General features: G+C 70.4%; 13 protein-coding genes and 1 tRNA gene. 7 read left to right on the top strand and 7 right to left on the bottom strand.

The annotated features are described in order from the left end of the window. Nucleotides 1-115 precede the first annotated feature (115 nt). The 4 genes from rfbD to argF all read left to right on the top strand — a co-directional run bounded on the left by rfbD (nt 116) and on the right by argF (nt 4,402). The gene (gene rfbD / locus C4313_RS04815) at nt 116-964 is read left to right on the top strand and encodes a dTDP-4-dehydrorhamnose reductase (RefSeq protein ID WP_352428736.1); all 849 of its coding nucleotides are present in this window, start codon (nt 116-118) and stop codon (nt 962-964) included. Then, on the top strand, nt 961-1,908 hold the full coding sequence (locus C4313_RS04810) for a glycosyltransferase family 2 protein (protein ID WP_352428735.1): 948 nt from the start codon (nt 961-963) through the stop codon (nt 1,906-1,908). The genes rfbD and C4313_RS04810 overlap by 4 nt, the downstream gene beginning before the upstream one ends. Nucleotides 1,909-1,966: 58 nt before the next feature. After that, nucleotides 1,967-3,349 (top strand): hypothetical protein, encoded by a 1,383-nt coding sequence (locus C4313_RS04805; protein ID WP_352428734.1) that lies wholly within the window; start codon nt 1,967-1,969, stop codon nt 3,347-3,349. A gap of 117 nt (nt 3,350-3,466) precedes the next feature. Continuing rightward, on the top strand, nt 3,467-4,402 hold the full coding sequence (gene argF, locus C4313_RS04800) for an ornithine carbamoyltransferase (protein WP_352428733.1): 936 nt from the start codon (nt 3,467-3,469) through the stop codon (nt 4,400-4,402). Nucleotides 4,403-4,437: 35 nt separating this feature from the next. Here the strand turns inward: argF and C4313_RS04795 are convergent, their stop codons facing one another. The 4 genes from C4313_RS04795 to alr are packed head-to-tail and all read right to left on the bottom strand — an operon-like array spanning nt 4,438 to nt 8,743. Continuing rightward, nucleotides 4,438-5,619, bottom strand: coding sequence for a methyltransferase (locus C4313_RS04795; RefSeq protein ID WP_352428732.1), 1,182 nt, complete (start codon nt 5,617-5,619; stop codon nt 4,438-4,440). A gap of 38 nt (nt 5,620-5,657) precedes the next feature. Next, nucleotides 5,658-6,413, bottom strand: a complete 756-nt coding sequence (locus tag C4313_RS04790) for a class I SAM-dependent methyltransferase (protein ID WP_352428731.1) — start codon at nt 6,411-6,413, stop codon at nt 5,658-5,660. After that, nucleotides 6,410-7,492 carry a 3-dehydroquinate synthase gene (aroB, locus tag C4313_RS04785; protein WP_352428730.1) on the bottom strand — a complete coding sequence of 361 codons (1,083 nt, stop codon included), beginning with the start codon at nt 7,490-7,492 and terminating at the stop codon, nt 6,410-6,412. Before aroB ends, C4313_RS04790 begins: the two co-directional genes overlap by 4 nt. Nucleotides 7,493-7,552: 60 nt before the next feature. Next, a complete protein-coding gene (alr, locus tag C4313_RS04780; RefSeq protein WP_352428729.1) occupies nt 7,553-8,743 on the bottom strand; it encodes an alanine racemase in 1,191 nt (396 codons plus the stop codon). Between the two features lie 101 nt (nt 8,744-8,844). Here alr and C4313_RS04775 point away from each other — a divergent pair, with 101 nt between their 5' ends. Then, on the top strand, nt 8,845-10,029 hold the full coding sequence (locus C4313_RS04775; RefSeq protein ID WP_352428728.1) for an NAD(P)/FAD-dependent oxidoreductase: 1,185 nt from the start codon (nt 8,845-8,847) through the stop codon (nt 10,027-10,029). A 7-nt stretch (nt 10,030-10,036) separates the two neighbouring features. On the opposite strand, the gene C4313_RS04770 is transcribed toward C4313_RS04775, so the two are convergent. From C4313_RS04770 to C4313_RS04760, 3 genes are all read right to left on the bottom strand, one after another. Continuing rightward, the gene (locus tag C4313_RS04770) at nt 10,037-10,822 is read right to left on the bottom strand and encodes an ABC transporter permease (RefSeq protein WP_352428727.1); all 786 of its coding nucleotides are present in this window, start codon (nt 10,820-10,822) and stop codon (nt 10,037-10,039) included. Next, nucleotides 10,819-11,298, bottom strand: a complete 480-nt coding sequence (locus C4313_RS04765; RefSeq protein ID WP_352428726.1) for a pyridoxamine 5'-phosphate oxidase family protein — start codon at nt 11,296-11,298, stop codon at nt 10,819-10,821. Before C4313_RS04765 ends, C4313_RS04770 begins: the two co-directional genes overlap by 4 nt. Before the next feature lie 31 nt (nt 11,299-11,329). After that, nucleotides 11,330-11,415 (bottom strand) — tRNA-Leu (locus C4313_RS04760). A gap of 128 nt (nt 11,416-11,543) precedes the next feature. On the opposite strand from C4313_RS04760, the gene C4313_RS04755 reads away from it, so the two are divergent. Together C4313_RS04755 and C4313_RS04750 are read left to right on the top strand one after the other, a co-directional pair. Next, complete coding sequence (locus tag C4313_RS04755) at nt 11,544-12,521, top strand: hypothetical protein (RefSeq protein ID WP_352428725.1); 978 nt, start codon at nt 11,544-11,546, stop codon at nt 12,519-12,521. Nucleotides 12,522-12,546: 25 nt separating this feature from the next. After that, nucleotides 12,547-13,566, top strand: coding sequence for an NAD-dependent epimerase/dehydratase family protein (locus C4313_RS04750; RefSeq protein WP_352428724.1), 1,020 nt, complete (start codon nt 12,547-12,549; stop codon nt 13,564-13,566). Nucleotides 13,567-13,916: the final 350 nt, after the last annotated feature.

Genomic DNA, 13,916 nt, shown 5'->3' with positions numbered 1-13,916 from the left:
GTGGTCTGGCAGAGCAAGCGGGAGGTGCCTGAACTGGCGGCCGCCCCCACCACCGCCGGAGGCTCCGGGGAATGAGCTGTGCGCTGTCCTTGCCGCAGGAGAGGCGGGCCTACCGATGCGCGTCCTGATCACCGGCGCGGGCGGACAACTGGGGCGGGCCTTGCAGGCAGCCCTCGCCGGCCACACCCTGATCCCCTTTGCCCACGCCGATCTGGACGTTGCGGACCGCGCTGCGGTGTTCCGGACCATCCTCTCCGCCCGGCCGGAGGTGGTGATCCACGCCGCGGCGTGGACGGACGTGGACGGCTGCGCCCGGGACCCCGAGCGGGCCTTCCGGGTGAACGCCCTGGGCACCCAGTTCGTGGCCCTGGCCTGCGCCGCGGCGGACGCGGCCATGGTCTACATCAGCACCAACGAGGTCTTCGACGGGACGAAAGGGGAACCCTATCTCGAGTTCGACCGCCCCAACCCCATCAACCCCTATGGCCAGAGCAAGTGGGTCGGGGAATGGTTCGTCGCCCACCTCCTGCGTCGCTTCTATATCGTCCGCACCGCCTGGGTCTTCGGCCCCGGCGGCAACCATTTTGTGCGCAAGATCCTGCGCCGGGCCGAGGCCGAGGGATCCCTCCGCGTGGTCGGCGATGAGGTGGGCTCGCCCAGCTACACCCGGGACGTGGCGGAGGCCATCGCCCGCCTCATCGAGACCGAAGCCTACGGCATCTATCACTTCACCAACGAGGGGATGTGCTCGCGCTACGACTACGCGCGGGAGATCCTCCGCCTGACCGGGCGCGGGCACGTCCCGGTGGTTCCCATCGCCCTGGCCGACTTCCCCCGCCCCTCTCAGGTGCCGCCCTTCACCCCCCTGGCCAACCGCTGCGGGGCCGCCCTGGGCATCCGGCTGCGGCCATGGCCGGAGGCCCTGCGCGCCTACCTGGCCGAGGAGGGATGGCTGGCCGAATGACAGGACCCCTGATCTCGGTGATCATCCCCAACTGGAACGGCGCCGCCCACCTCCCGACCTGCCTGGAGGCCCTCCGCCGCCAGACCTATCCCCATCGGGAGATCCTGGTGGTGGACAACGGCTCCACCGACGGCTCCCTCGATCTGCTGGCCGGCTACCCCGAGGTCCGGGTCCTGGCCCTCCGGCGCAACCGCGGGTTCGCCGGCGCGGCCAACGCGGGGATCCGCGCCGCGCGGGGGGAGATCATCGCCCTGCTCAACAACGACACGGAGGCCACCCCCACCTGGTTGGAGGCCCTGGCCGCCGCCTTCGAGCGCCATCCCGACGCTGGCCTCCTGGCCTCCCGGATCATGCTCTTCGACCGGCGGGATGTCTTCCACTCGGCCGGCGATTACGTGCGGGTGGACGGGATCCCCGGCAACCGGGGGGTGTGGGAGCGGGACGTTGGGCAATATGACCGGGAGGAGGAGGTTTTCTCCGCCTGCGGGGCGGCGGCGGCCTACCGGCGGGCGCTCTTCGAGGACATCGGCCTCTTCGACGAAGATTTCTTCTACTCGTGCGAGGACGTGGACCTGGCCTGGCGGGCCCAGATCGCTGGATGGAACTGCTGGTATGTGCCCGCGGCGGTGGTCTACCACAAACTGAGCGCCACAGGGGGCGGACCCATCGCCAGTTTCTACGACGGCCGGAACTTCATCTATCTCGTGGCCAAGGATTATCCGGCCGGCCTCCTGCGCCGGTTCTGGCCCCGCATCCTGCAGGCCCAGGGGCGCATCGCCTGCGAGGCCTTGAAGGCATGGCGCGGGGCGGCCGCCCGCGCCCGCCTGCGGGGACAGATCGCGGGGCTGCTCACGTGGCCCCGGGTCGCCCGCAAGCGCCGCGCGGTCTTCGCCCGACGCCGCCGTTCCGACGCGGCGCTGCTGGCCCGCATGCAGTGGGATTGACCGGCATGGGATGGAGGGATACACTCGCCGAGGAACGGCCGTGTTCGGGAGAACCACAATGCGACGATGGATCGCCGGGATCGCTTTGGTCCTTTCGGTCTTGGCTTGCAGCCTGGGGGCCGCAGCGCTGGTCTGGATGGCCGCTCGTCAGATCGCCCCTTCCGGACCTCCGCTGGAAGCGACGCTCCCCCCGCCCACGCCCACCCCCTCCGAGCCGCGCTCCATCCCCACCCCATCGACCCCCGCCCCTCCCTCCACAGCCGACCAGACCTTCGACGCGATCGCGCGCCTCGTCGAGGGGTTGCGGGGCTTGAAGGCCACTGGCCCCTACACCCGGGCCCTGATGACCCAGGCCGAACTGCGAGCCTACCAGAAGAAGAAATTCGAGGAAAACTACACGCCGGAGGAGGCCCGCCGCGACACCCTCACCCTGGCGGCCTTCGACCTGCTGCCGCGGGACTTCCCCCTGCGGGACTTCCTCCTCGACCTCTACACGGAGCAGATCGCCGGCTTCTATGACCCGGACACCAAACAGTTCTTCGTGATCAGCGACCGCACAGCGCCCGGTATCCTGGAGCGGGTGACCTTCGCCCACGAATACACCCATCTCCTTCAGGACCAGCACTTCGATCTCGTCGCCCTGGGCTTCACCGACGACGAGCGCAAGCGGCCGAAGGACCTGAGCGATGATGCCATGCTGGCCCGCCGCGCCCTGGTGGAAGGCGACGCCACCCTGACGCAGTTGCTTTACTTGAGCCGCCTCCCCCCGGCGGAGCGCCGCCAGTGGTGGGAGGCCGTTCAGAGCCAGCCCAGCCCGGTCTTCGACCGGGCTCCCCGCGTCATCCGTGAGGAACTCACCTTCCCCTACGACCAGGGTTTTGCCTTCGTCCAGCACCTCTTCGAGGAGGGTGGTTGGGAAGCCGTCAACGCCGCCTTCCGGGATCCGCCGGCGTCCACCGAGCAGATCATGCACCCAGAGAAATACCGCCTCCACGAGGCGCCCATCCGGGTCTCGTTGCCCCCGCTCACGGACACCCTGGGCAGCGGCTGGCACATGGCCGACGAGAACGTGCTGGGGGAGTTCTTCTTGAAAGTCTACCTGGAGGAGCGGCTGGCGACCGATCAGGCCGAGAGGGCCGCCGCCGGCTGGGGAGGCGACCGCTACGCGGTGTATGTGAACGAGGGGGCAGGGCAAGACCTGCTGGTCCTCTGGCTGGCCTGGGACAATGCGGATGAGGCGGCGGAGTTCGTCGAGGCTTATCGGGCCTACGCCGCGAAGCGCTACGGCCACGGCCCGGCCCGCGAAGCCCCCGGCCAGGCCACCTGGGTCGGCACGGATGTCCTGCGCCTGGAATGGCAGGACGCTCACGTCCTCCTCCTGCGGGGGCCCAACGAGGCCCTCCTCCAGCGGGTCCGCGCCCGAATCCCCTTCCCCCGCTGAGGATGGGCATGGAGGCCCTGCCGGGAGCCTCTTCCTTCGTCGCGGTTCCTCACGGGGTGAAACGGACAACGACCAGGCATAATACATAGAGAAGCCTCTCCCCGAGGAGATTCCAAGATGACACGGCTGCGCCATTTCCTCTCGCTGGCCGACTGGACGCCGGAGGAGGTCGAGGCCCTGGTCTTGGAAGCGGCTCGCATGAAGGCCGAGTGGAAGGCCGGGATCCGGCCGTCCCTCCTGGCCGGCAAGACCCTGGGGATGCTCTTCGAGAAGCCCTCTCTGCGCACCCGGGTCTCCTTCGAGATGGCCATGCGCCACCTGGGCGGGGACGCCATCTACCTTTCCCCCCAGGAGGTGGGCCTGGGGAAGCGAGAGAGCGTCGCCGACGTGGCCCGGGTCCTCAGCCGCTACGTGGACGCCATCATGGCCCGGGTGTTCGCCCATGCCGTCCTGGAGGAACTGGCCCGCTACGCCACCGTGCCGGTCATCAACGGCCTCTCCGATGACGAGCATCCATGCCAAGCGCTGGGGGACCTACTGACCATCTATGAGAAGAAAGGGCGGCTGCGAGGCCTCCGGCTCGCCTTCGTGGGGGACGGGAACAACGTGGCGACCGCCCTCCTCTACGCGTGCGCCATGACAGGGATGGATTTCGCCATCGCCACGCCGCCCGGCTATATGCTCAAAGAATCCGTCATCGAGCGGGGAAAGGCCTTCGCCGCGCACAGCGGCAGCCGTCTCACCTTCACCCACGACCCCATCGAGGCGGTCCGCGGGGCCGACGTGATCTACACCGACGTCTGGACCAGCATGGGCCAGGAGGCCGAGGCGGAGATCCGCCGCCGCATCTTCCCGCCCTACCAGGTGAACCAGGCGCTGGTGGCGCAGGCGAAGCCCGACGTCATCGTGATGCATTGCCTGCCGGCCCACCGGGGCGAGGAGATCACCGACGAGGTGGCCGACGGCCCCCACTCGGTGATCTTCGACCAGGCAGAGAACCGCCTTCACGCCCAGAAGGCCCTCCTGGTCCGCCTCCTGGCGGAGGCCCCCTGAGGACCCATCCGGCGGGCACGTCGCTGCGCCCCTATTTATCCGGCGCCGCCCCGCCGGGGGCGGCGGACGGCCCGATAGACACGGTAGTGGCGATCGTCGAACAGGACCTCCACGTTGCCGAAAACCCGTTCGATGATCGCCCGGTAAGGGAGGACCACCGCCCCCACCAGGTAAAGCCGCCCGCCCGGGCGCAGCACATGCACCGCATCGTGCACGAACTGCATGGCCACCTCCCGCTCCACCCCGAACCCTTGATGGATGGGTGGGTTGGTCACGACCACGTCGAACCGCTCGCCCCGCACGCCGTCGATGACGTCGCTCAAGCGGACCTCGCAGTGGGGCAGCGCGTAAAGGGAGAGGGTGCGGCGGCTGGCCTCTAGGGCGCTCGCGCTGATGTCCACCATCACCACGCGACCCTCCCGGGCCTCGTGCCCGGCCACCACCCCCACGATCCCATACCCGCAGCCCAGGTCCAGCACGTGATCGCGGGGGCCGATCTCCATGTGCTCGATCAGGCGGCGCGTGCCCTCGTCCAACGCCGACCACGAGAACAAGCCGGGGCGGGTGACAAAACGCCAGGTCCGCCCCCGCACCGTCGCCTCCCGCTCCACGAAGTCATCCCCCGGCGGATCCAGCGCCAGGTCGGCTGGCCGGACGGCCACGGCGACCCGGTAGCCGCTCCCATAGGCCCACACCGGCGCCCGCCCGAACAGCCGCCCCGCCTCGGCGATGAGCCCCTCCACGCCGCCCCGCTTGGGCCCGGCCAAATACAGCCGTCCCCCCGGCTTCAGCGCCCACGCCGCCAGACGCAGCAGACGCCGGGCGACCTCCTTCCCCTTGGGGAGGTTCAGGAAAACCACGTTGAAGGCGCCGGGCTCCAGAAAGGGAAGGCCATCCCCGTGGACGATGTGGGCGCGCCCCTCCAGATCGTTCATGGCCATCGTGCGCCGGGCCGCCTCCACCGCCAGCCCGTGGTCGCTGGCCAGAAGGATCCGCCCCGAGGTCCGCCGGGCGGCCAGCACCCCCAGCCAGCCCACGCCGCAGTTGAGATCGAGCACATGGTCCTGAGGCCCGATCTCCATCACCTGGGCGATGAGAGCGACCCCCGGATCGATATGGCTCCAGATCTCCAGGCCCGGCTTCCCAGCCCAGCGCATTGGCTCCCCAGCCAGACGGTCCTCAAAGGTCCGCCAGACGTAGTAATCGGTGACGCCCATCGTCTCGCTTCAGGGGGAGGGAGATGCCCTTGCAGGCCTCATACACGCCGTGCCACCGCCAGGATCTGCGGGCTGTCCTCCCGGAGCGGGCTGAGATCGTAGGCGCCAAACATGGCCTCCACGGCGAACCCGGCGTTCTCCAACAGCAGCCGCAGCTCCCCCGGCCAGACAAAGCGCATGACGTTCGGGAAGGCCCAGCGCCGCCACGCCCCGTCCGGCTGCCGCTCCTCCACCAGGAGCACCACCTCCAGCCGCTGGGCGGCCGCGTCGACCCGCCGCGCCTCGAACCAGAGCAGCATCCCCCCGCTCTCCGGATCCTCCTGCCACATCCGCAGGTGGACCTGCCCGCTCTCTTGCAACAGGCCCGCGTCCGGGTTCAGACAGTCCAACAGCAACAGACCCCCCGGCTCCAGGGCGCGGTGGAGATGGGCCAGCACAGCCCGCTGGGCCTCCAGGGTGTGGAAGTGGAGGAAGGTGTTGAGGGGGATGAAGGCCATCGGATAAGGGCCTTCCGGGACCCCCTGGGTGGCATCCCCCTGAACCCACCGGATGCGGTCGGCGACGCCCGCCGCCGCCGCCCGCTCCCGCGCCCGATCCAACATCGCCAGGGAGATGTCTAGGCCCACCAACCGGAACCCCGCCACCGCCAGGGGAACCGTCAGCCGGCCGGTGCCGCAGCCCACCTCCAAAAGCGGCGAGCCCGCCCGCTCCGCGTAGCCCTGATAGAACGGCAGATCCTCCAGGAAGTCGCCGAAGAACCGATCGTAGAAGGCCGCGAAGGCTTCCGCGTTCACCCCGCTGTCTCCTCCAGAACCTGCCGCACCGCCTCCGGCGGGACGTCGTCGTGCACGCGCACCTCGCCAGGCCGATGGATGAGCACGAAGCGCAGCCGCCCGCCCCGTCGCTTCTTGTCGGTCCCCATCGCCGCCACCACCGCCTCCGGATCCGCCCGCAGGCCATAGCCGGCCAGCCACAACCCCCAGCGCCTTGGCAGCCCCAACCCCTCCAGCAACCCCTCCAGGCGCCGACGCAGGCTCGGGTCTTGCAAGACCCCAAGCCGCTCCGAGAGGGCAGCGGCGGCCACCATGCCCGCGGCCACCGCCTCGCCGTGGGGGACTCGATAGCTGCTCGCCCGTTCGAAGGCGTGGCCGAAGGTGTGCCCCAGATTCAGCTGCTCCCGTTGCCCACAGGTCTCGAAGGGGTCCGCCTCCACCACCCGGATCTTGACCGCCATCGCCCGCTGGAGCAGCGTCAGCACGGCGGCCTCCCCCGAGGAGCCCCCCGGCGGCCCCGCCCACCGGCGCGGGTCCTCCGCCAGCGCCTCCCACAGCGCCGGGTCGCCGATCAGCGCGGCCTTGACCACCTCGGCCATCCCGTTCCGCCATTCAGCGGCCGGCAACGTGCGCAGAGCGGTCGGATCGATCAGGAGCAGCCGCGGCGGATAGAAAGCCCCGACCAGGTTCTTCCCCTCTGGCAGATCCACCCCCACCTTGCCGCCGATGGCCGCGTCGACCATGGCCAGCAGGGTGGTGGGGGCGCTGACCCAAGGGATCCCCCGCATGTAGGTCGCGGCCACGAAGCCCGCCAGATCCAAGACCACCCCACCCCCCAGGGCGAACAGGAGGCCATCCCGCCCCAGGCCGGACCGAGCGAGCCGACGGTAGAGGTCGGCCGCGGTCTCCAGCGTCTTCGTTCCCTCCCCCGGCGGCAGGGCCGCGACCTCGACCACCCGCAACCCTGCGGCCTCGAGGGCTCGGAGGACCCGCTCGCCATAAAGGGAGGCCACCGTCGCGTCGGTGACCAGGGCGACGAGGCCCTGTCCCCCGGCCTCCCGAAGGACCATCCCACAGCGCTCCAGAAGGCCCACCTCCATGCGGATCTCATGGGTGTGTTCTCCTAACCGAACAGAAAGCCGCACGGCCGCCCCCTCGGCTCAGAAACCGGCCGGCGCGCCCATCCCTTCCGCCGGGAGCGCCATCTCCCGCACCTCGCCTTGGGCGCGGTAGAGACGGGGCACACGAGCGGAGATGCGGGTGGTGATCTCATAGTTGATGGTGCCCGCCCAGGCCGCCACCTCCTCGGCGGTGATGACAGCGCCTCCTTGGGCCCCGATGAGCACCACCTCCTCCCCCACCGTCACCCCGGGAATCCCGGTGACGTCCACCACGATCTGATCCATGCTCACCCGGCCCAGCACCGGCGCCCGTCGCCTGCGGATCAAAACGGCACCCCGGTTGGAGAGGGAGCGGAGGTAGCCGTCCCCATAGCCCACCGCCACCAGGGCCGCCCGCATCTCCCGCGGGGCGACGAAGGTGCGCCCGTAGCCCACCGATTCCCCCGGCCGGAGGGTCCACACCCGCAGGATCCGGCTCTTCCAGGAAAGGGCTGGGCGGAGGGGGAAGGGCGGCTCCCAAGCCAGAGAGGGCCGCATGCCATAAAGGGCCAGGCCAGGACGCACCGCCTCGAAATGGGCCTCGGGGAAGCGCATCGCGGCCGCGCTGTTGCAGACGTGGCGCAGCGGGATGCGGATCCCCGCCGCTGTCAGGGCCGCCAGCACCTCCTCGAAGCGCCGCAACTGCGCTCGCACGAAGGAGGGGTCCGGCTCGTCGGCCGTCGCGAAGTGGGTGTAGAGCCCCTCCAGGCGCAGGCCCACCATCCCTTGAAGGGCCCGCGCCAAGGGGACCGCTTCCTCGGGCCGCAGCCCGGCCCGCCCCATCCCGGTGTCCACTTCCAGGTGGACCGGCACGACCTGCCCGGCGGCGCGGGCGATGCCGTCCAGCGCCTCGGCGGCCTCCGGGAGGCTCACCGTAGGGGTCAACTGCCAGCGCAGCACCGCCGGCGCCTCCTCCGGGAGGAGGGGCGCCAGGATCAGGATGGGCGCCTCGATGCCCGCCTGGCGGAGGGCGACGCCTTCCGCCAAACGATGGACAGCCAGGCGGGCCGCGCCGGCCTGCAGGGCCGCCCGGGCCACGGGGGCGGCGCCGTGGCCGTAGGCATCCGCCTTCACCACGGCGATCACTTCCACCGGATCGCCCACCCACCGCTTCATCGCCCGCACGTTGGCGGCGATGGCGTCCAGATCGACCTCCGCCCAGGTCAGCCATCCGCCGGTCTCGATCCCCATCGTCCCCTTCCTCCGACAGGCTCAATCCCGATTTTAACGGATCCCCCGGCCGGGCGGTGCCTGCTATACTGAGCCCGAAGGACCCGAAGGGAGGTTCGGCGATGGGGCGGATCGAGATCCCGGTGGAAGATTTCCCGCGGTCGGCGGACCTGGTCATCGTCGGCGGTGGGATCGCCGGGACGGCCGCAGCCTTTTACGCCGCCCGGGAGGGATTCCGGACGGTGGTGCTGGAGCGGAAACCCTGGCTGGGGGCGCTGACCACGGCGGTGGCGGTGGCGTGCTTCCGCGCCCAGTGGGACGATCCCAACTTCGCCCGGCTGATGGTCCCCAGTATCGCCACCTACGAGCGCTTCGCCGAGGAAATCGGGGTCCCGGGATACACCATCGGGCTGCGCCAACAGGGCTGGCTGTTCGCCACGGCGGATCCGGCGGGCCCCGAACGGCTCCGGCAGTGGGTGGAGGGACAGCGGCAGTTGGGGATCGTCGACACCGAGTGGTGGAGCGGGGAGGAAGCCCGGCGCCGTTTCCCGTGGCTTTCCCCGACAGTGACGGCGGCGACCTTCCGGGCTCGAGATGGATGGCTTTCGCCCCACGAGGTGGTTTACGGCTACGCCCGGGCCAGCGGGGCCCGCTTCCTCTTGGAGACCGAAGCCCGGCGCATTCGCACCGCCGGCGGGCGGGTGGTGGGGGTCGAGACCTCGCGGGGCTTCCTCGCGACGTCACGGGTGGTGATCGCCGCCGGACCGTTCTCCAAGGCGCTGGCGGCCACCGCGGGCGTGACGCTCCCCCTCTTTCTCCTCCGACGGCAGCGGGCCTTCGTGGCCGACCCAGCGATCCCAGCCGACGCCCCGATGGTAGCCGACGACGATACCGGAGCCTACTGGCGGCCGGAGGCCGGAGGGGCCTTCCTGGGCTGGGGGCTGCCGGAGCCGCCCGGCAAGCCCTGCGATCCGGTCCCGGCCGACCCCGACTTCCCGGCCCGGGCCCTGGAAGGGGCGGCCCGCCTGACCCCCTGCTTCCGGGAGATCGCGGCGCGCCTCACCCGGAACCGGGTCTCCGTCGCCGCCGGACAGTATACCTGCACACCCGACGGCCGGCCGCTGATCGGCGCCTGTCCCTCTGTGGACGGCCTCTACGTACACACCGGGGACAACGGCTACGGCATCGAGAGCGCCCCGGAGGCCGCCCGGCATCTCGTGCGGCTGCTGACCGGCCGGCTGTCCGAAGCGGAGAACCCCTTCCGGGTCGATCGTCCCTTCATCGATGGGGACAAGAAGGTGCTCTGATCCGCGCCTACCCGCCGGCGCTGGTGTAATGGCGCAGGGCGTAGCGCCAGAAGGCACGGCTGAGGAAGAAGAGGAAAGCGGCGATCAGCGCCCCGGCCGCGGCCCCGGCCGGCCGCAGCCCGCCCAGGACCGCCTGGGCGGGCACGGTGGTGATAAAGGCGATGGGGACGATGAAGGTGAGCACGATGCGGATCCAGGAGGGAAAGGCCGTCACCGGGAACCGGCCGGCCTCAAAGAAGGTATAGATCAATTCCATGATGTTGCCCACCTCGACGAACCAGAAGGCCATGGTGATCAGGATCATCAGCAAGGAATAAAAGATCACCAGCCCCGAGAGCAGCATCGCCCCGAAGAGCAGCAGCCGGCCCGGGGGTGGCCAGCCCAGCCGGAGGAGGGCCCAGGCCACCACCCCGAAGCCCAGCAGGATGTCCGTCAGGTGCCAGAACTGGAGGCGCTGGAAGGAGACCAGGAACTGGCTGTCCAAGGGCCGCAGCAGGACGAAATCCAGTGTCCCCTGGCGGATGGCCTCGGGGATGTCCTCCAGGTTGGGCCGGAAGAGGGCGGCCATCACGCCCTCGAAGGCGATGAAGAGGCTGGCGACGATGAGGGCCTCCTCGTAGCGCCAGCCCCCCAGGCGCGGGCGGTGCATGAAGAACACTTGGAGGGCAGCCAAGGTCCACAGGGCGGAGGCGACGGCCACCACGGCGTTGGCGACGAAGTCGGCCCGGTATTCCAGGGCGGCCATCAGGTTGGCCTTGAGGAAGCGCAGGAGGACACGGAGGTAGTCCCTCATGGCGCGGGCTCCAGCCGCCATTCCACACGATAACCGAAGCCGCGGGTGTTGTCGATCCAGCGGACCCAGCGGGGGAGGACGCGATACAGGCGGGCGCGGGCGAGGGCCTGGGGGAGCGCCTCCACAAAGGGGAACTTGGCCCGATAGCGGGCCATGGCTTCCTCCCGCTCCTGTGGGTCCTCCACGGGGCCGGCGGTGCCAGCGATCTGAACCCCCTGGATGGTCCCCCAGTCCCACGGCTCGCCGTGGATGGTCACGGCGACCTCCGGGCGATCCTGCAGGTGGCGAGCGTGGTGGCTCTCGGGCGAGGAGAGGAAATACAGGCGGAGCCGCTCGTCGTGCACAAAATAAAGGGAGGCCGCGTGGGGGCGGCCCGCCGGATCGGCGGTGGCCAGGGTCATCGTGGAGCGGCGCTCCAGGAAGCGGAGCATCGTCTCCCAGACCTCGCGGGTGTGGGGGGTGAAGGCCTGCATCATCTCGGAGATCCCTGGCCCGGCGGGTGGGGTGTGGGCCGGGCGGGAGTCGAACCCGCACGCCCCTCCCGGGGCAGCAGATTTTAAGTCTGCCGCGTCTGCCTGTTCCGCCACCGGCCCGGTCCGTCCAACCCCCATTTTACCGACCGCATGGCCCGGCGGCAACGGGAAGCCAGACAGGGGCGCTGCTCGCTCCGGATGGGCTACAATAACGGGCGCGGGAGAACCCTCCCCGACAGGAGGCGCCGATGGACCTCGGCAGCGTGTTGGCCCGGAGCCTCCGGGTAGCCGTGCGGGATCGCCGGCTGTGGCTGTTCGGTTTCCTCGCCGCCCTGGGGGGCGAGACCGGCCCCTCCTTCCCGGATCGCTTCTTTGTGGATCTCGCTCCCCAGGCGGATTCACGCCTCCCCATCGAGACCCTCCGCTGGATCCACGGCCATCTCCTCTTCCTCGCGGTCGGGTTCCTGGCCCTCCTCGGCCTTTCCCTGTTCATCGCCCTCCTGGCCGTGTGGGGGCAGGGCGCTCTGATCCTGGGCGCCGGCGAAGCCCTCGCCGACCGCCCCCTGCCTCTGGGCGCGGTCGCCTGGCAGACGACCCGCCGCTATCCCCGCATCTTGGGGATCCTCCTCCTGCTGGGGATGCCAAGCCTCCTGGTAACCATCCTTTTCGCCGCCGTCGTGCTCGGAGGAGGGCTCCTCGCTGTTCTGAGCCGGCAGGAGGCCGGCCGCGCCCTGGGCGTGCTGATCGCCTGCCTGGGAGGCCTCGTCCTCCTGGGCTGCCTGCTGCTCCTCACCTGGGCCCTCCACCTGTGGTCCCGCCTCGCCTTGCGGGCCGCCCTCCTGGAGGACCGACCGTGGCGGGAGGCCCTGACCCAGGGCCTCCAGATCGCCCGACGCCGCATCGGGGAGGTCCTGCTCCTTTGGCTGGTTGTCGACGTTGCCATCCTGGGCCTCCTGACCCTGGTCCTGGGCTTCGCGATGAGCGTGCTCTTTACCCCCTTCGCCATCGGCACCTTGGTCCCCCTCTTCCGGGAGGCCCGGCGGGTGGATCTGTCCACCCTCCTGCGCGGGTTGGGGATGGTGCTCGTGTTCGGGATCTGCCTGGGCGGCCTGAGCCGGCTCCTGCTGGCCCCGGTGTTGACCTTTGTGGAGACGGCGTGGACCGCCGCTTACACGACGTGGGCCCGCCCGCCCGCCGCCCCGGCCGGGGCTGGAGGGTTGGGTTGATCCCCGCCAGAGGGCACCGCCGCCCGTGCGCGCGCTGATCACCGGAGGGACCGGGTTCCTAGGCGCCAACCTGGCGGCCTATTTGCTCCGCCAGGGCTGGACGGTGCGGATCTTGCGGCGGGCGACCTCCTCCCTCAAGGCCGTCGAGGACCTGCCGGTGGAGCACGCCATCGGCGACGTGCTGGACTCGGAGAGCCTGCGGTGGGCGATGGCCGGCTGCGCGGTGGTCTTCCACACTGCCGCCGTCTCGGCCTACTGGCGGACCCCCGGATCGGAGATCTTACGGGTCAACGTGGAAGGCACCCGCAACGTCCTCGCCGTGGCCCGTGATCTGGGCCTGGACCGGGTGGTGCTGACCAGTTCCCTGGCCGCCCTGGGGGTCCCGGCCCCGGGCACGTTGCTGACGGAGGAGCATCCGTTCAACCTGCCCCCGCGGCGCTTCCTTTACGGCTACAGCAAGGCCATGGCCGAAGCCCTGGCCCGGGCCTTCGTCGCCCAGGGACTGGAGGTGGTGATTGTCAACCCTGCGGTCATCTTGGGACCCCGCGACCTCCACCAGATCTCCGGGAGCTTGCTGCTGGAGATGGCCCGGAGGCGGGTGCCGGCCCTCCCGCCGGGCGGGGTGAACGTGGTGGCCGTGGAGGACGTGGCCCGGGGACATCTGCTGGCCCTGCTGCGCGGGCGCCCGGGGGAACGATACATCCTGGGGGGCGAGAATCTCACCTATCGGGAACTGGCCGACCGGATCGCCGCTGTAGTAGGAGTGCCTGCCCCCCGTTGGGTGCTGCCCCCATGGGCCGTCCGGTCGCTGGCCGCCCTGGCCGGGCTGGCCGGCGCCCTGGGGTTCCGGCTGCCCGTGAGCCCGGATCAACTCTGGCTGAGCGCGCACCACATCTGGTGCGACGGCCGCAAGGCCGAGGCCGAACTCGGCTACCGGCCCGAGGTCCCCATCCAGGAGGCCATCCGCCAGGCCTGGGAATGGTATCGCCGGATGGGCTGGGCCCCCGGGACGCCCGGACTTGACAAAGAGGGCGGAGGCGGTTAAAGTCTAAATCAAACCGAGCCTGCCAACGGCGAAGAAGGGGAAGCGTACGGATCCAGCGCCGCCCAGAGAGTCGGGGGAAGGTGGAAGCCCGATGCGGATCCTGGATCCGGAATGGGCCCCGGAGCCGCCGCCCGAACCGGAGGACGCCTCCGCAGTAGGCGCGGCCGGAGACGCCACCGTTATCGGCTGAGGGCCTCGCCGACACCTACGGCGTCGGCGGCGCCCGCGCAAAGGAGTGGGGCCGGCCCCCGCGCAGGGGGTCGTGCCCAAGAAGGGTGGCACCACGGGCACGAACAGGGCCCGTCCCTTTGGGGACGGGCCCTGTTGTTTCCGGATCCGGAGCGAGGGGA

The organism is Thermoflexus sp., assembly GCF_040289485.1.
Lineage (GTDB): Bacteria > Chloroflexota > Anaerolineae > Thermoflexales > Thermoflexaceae > Thermoflexus.
The sequence above is the reverse complement of the archived record's forward strand: the minus strand, read 5'-3'. Positions and strand labels throughout refer to the sequence as shown.

Excerpts from the sequence above, each read along its gene's own strand:
- rfbD (WP_352428736.1), top strand. The coding sequence starts at position 116 with ATGCGCGTCCTGATCACCGGCGCGGGCGGACAACTGGGGCGGGCCTTG.
- C4313_RS04810 (WP_352428735.1), top strand. The coding sequence starts at position 961 with ATGACAGGACCCCTGATCTCGGTGATCATCCCCAACTGGAACGGCGCC.
- C4313_RS04805 (WP_352428734.1), top strand. The coding sequence starts at position 1,967 with ATGCGACGATGGATCGCCGGGATCGCTTTGGTCCTTTCGGTCTTGGCT.
- argF (WP_352428733.1), top strand. The coding sequence starts at position 3,467 with ATGACACGGCTGCGCCATTTCCTCTCGCTGGCCGACTGGACGCCGGAG.
- C4313_RS04795 (WP_352428732.1), bottom strand. The coding sequence starts at position 5,619 with ATGGGCGTCACCGATTACTACGTCTGGCGGACCTTTGAGGACCGTCTG.
- aroB (WP_352428730.1), bottom strand. The coding sequence starts at position 7,492 with ATGGAGGTGGGCCTTCTGGAGCGCTGTGGGATGGTCCTTCGGGAGGCC.
- alr (WP_352428729.1), bottom strand. The coding sequence starts at position 8,743 with ATGGGGATCGAGACCGGCGGATGGCTGACCTGGGCGGAGGTCGATCTG.
- C4313_RS04775 (WP_352428728.1), top strand. The coding sequence starts at position 8,845 with ATGGGGCGGATCGAGATCCCGGTGGAAGATTTCCCGCGGTCGGCGGAC.
- C4313_RS04770 (WP_352428727.1), bottom strand. The coding sequence starts at position 10,822 with ATGAGGGACTACCTCCGTGTCCTCCTGCGCTTCCTCAAGGCCAACCTG.
- C4313_RS04765 (WP_352428726.1), bottom strand. The coding sequence starts at position 11,298 with ATGATGCAGGCCTTCACCCCCCACACCCGCGAGGTCTGGGAGACGATG.
- C4313_RS04755 (WP_352428725.1), top strand. The coding sequence starts at position 11,544 with ATGGACCTCGGCAGCGTGTTGGCCCGGAGCCTCCGGGTAGCCGTGCGG.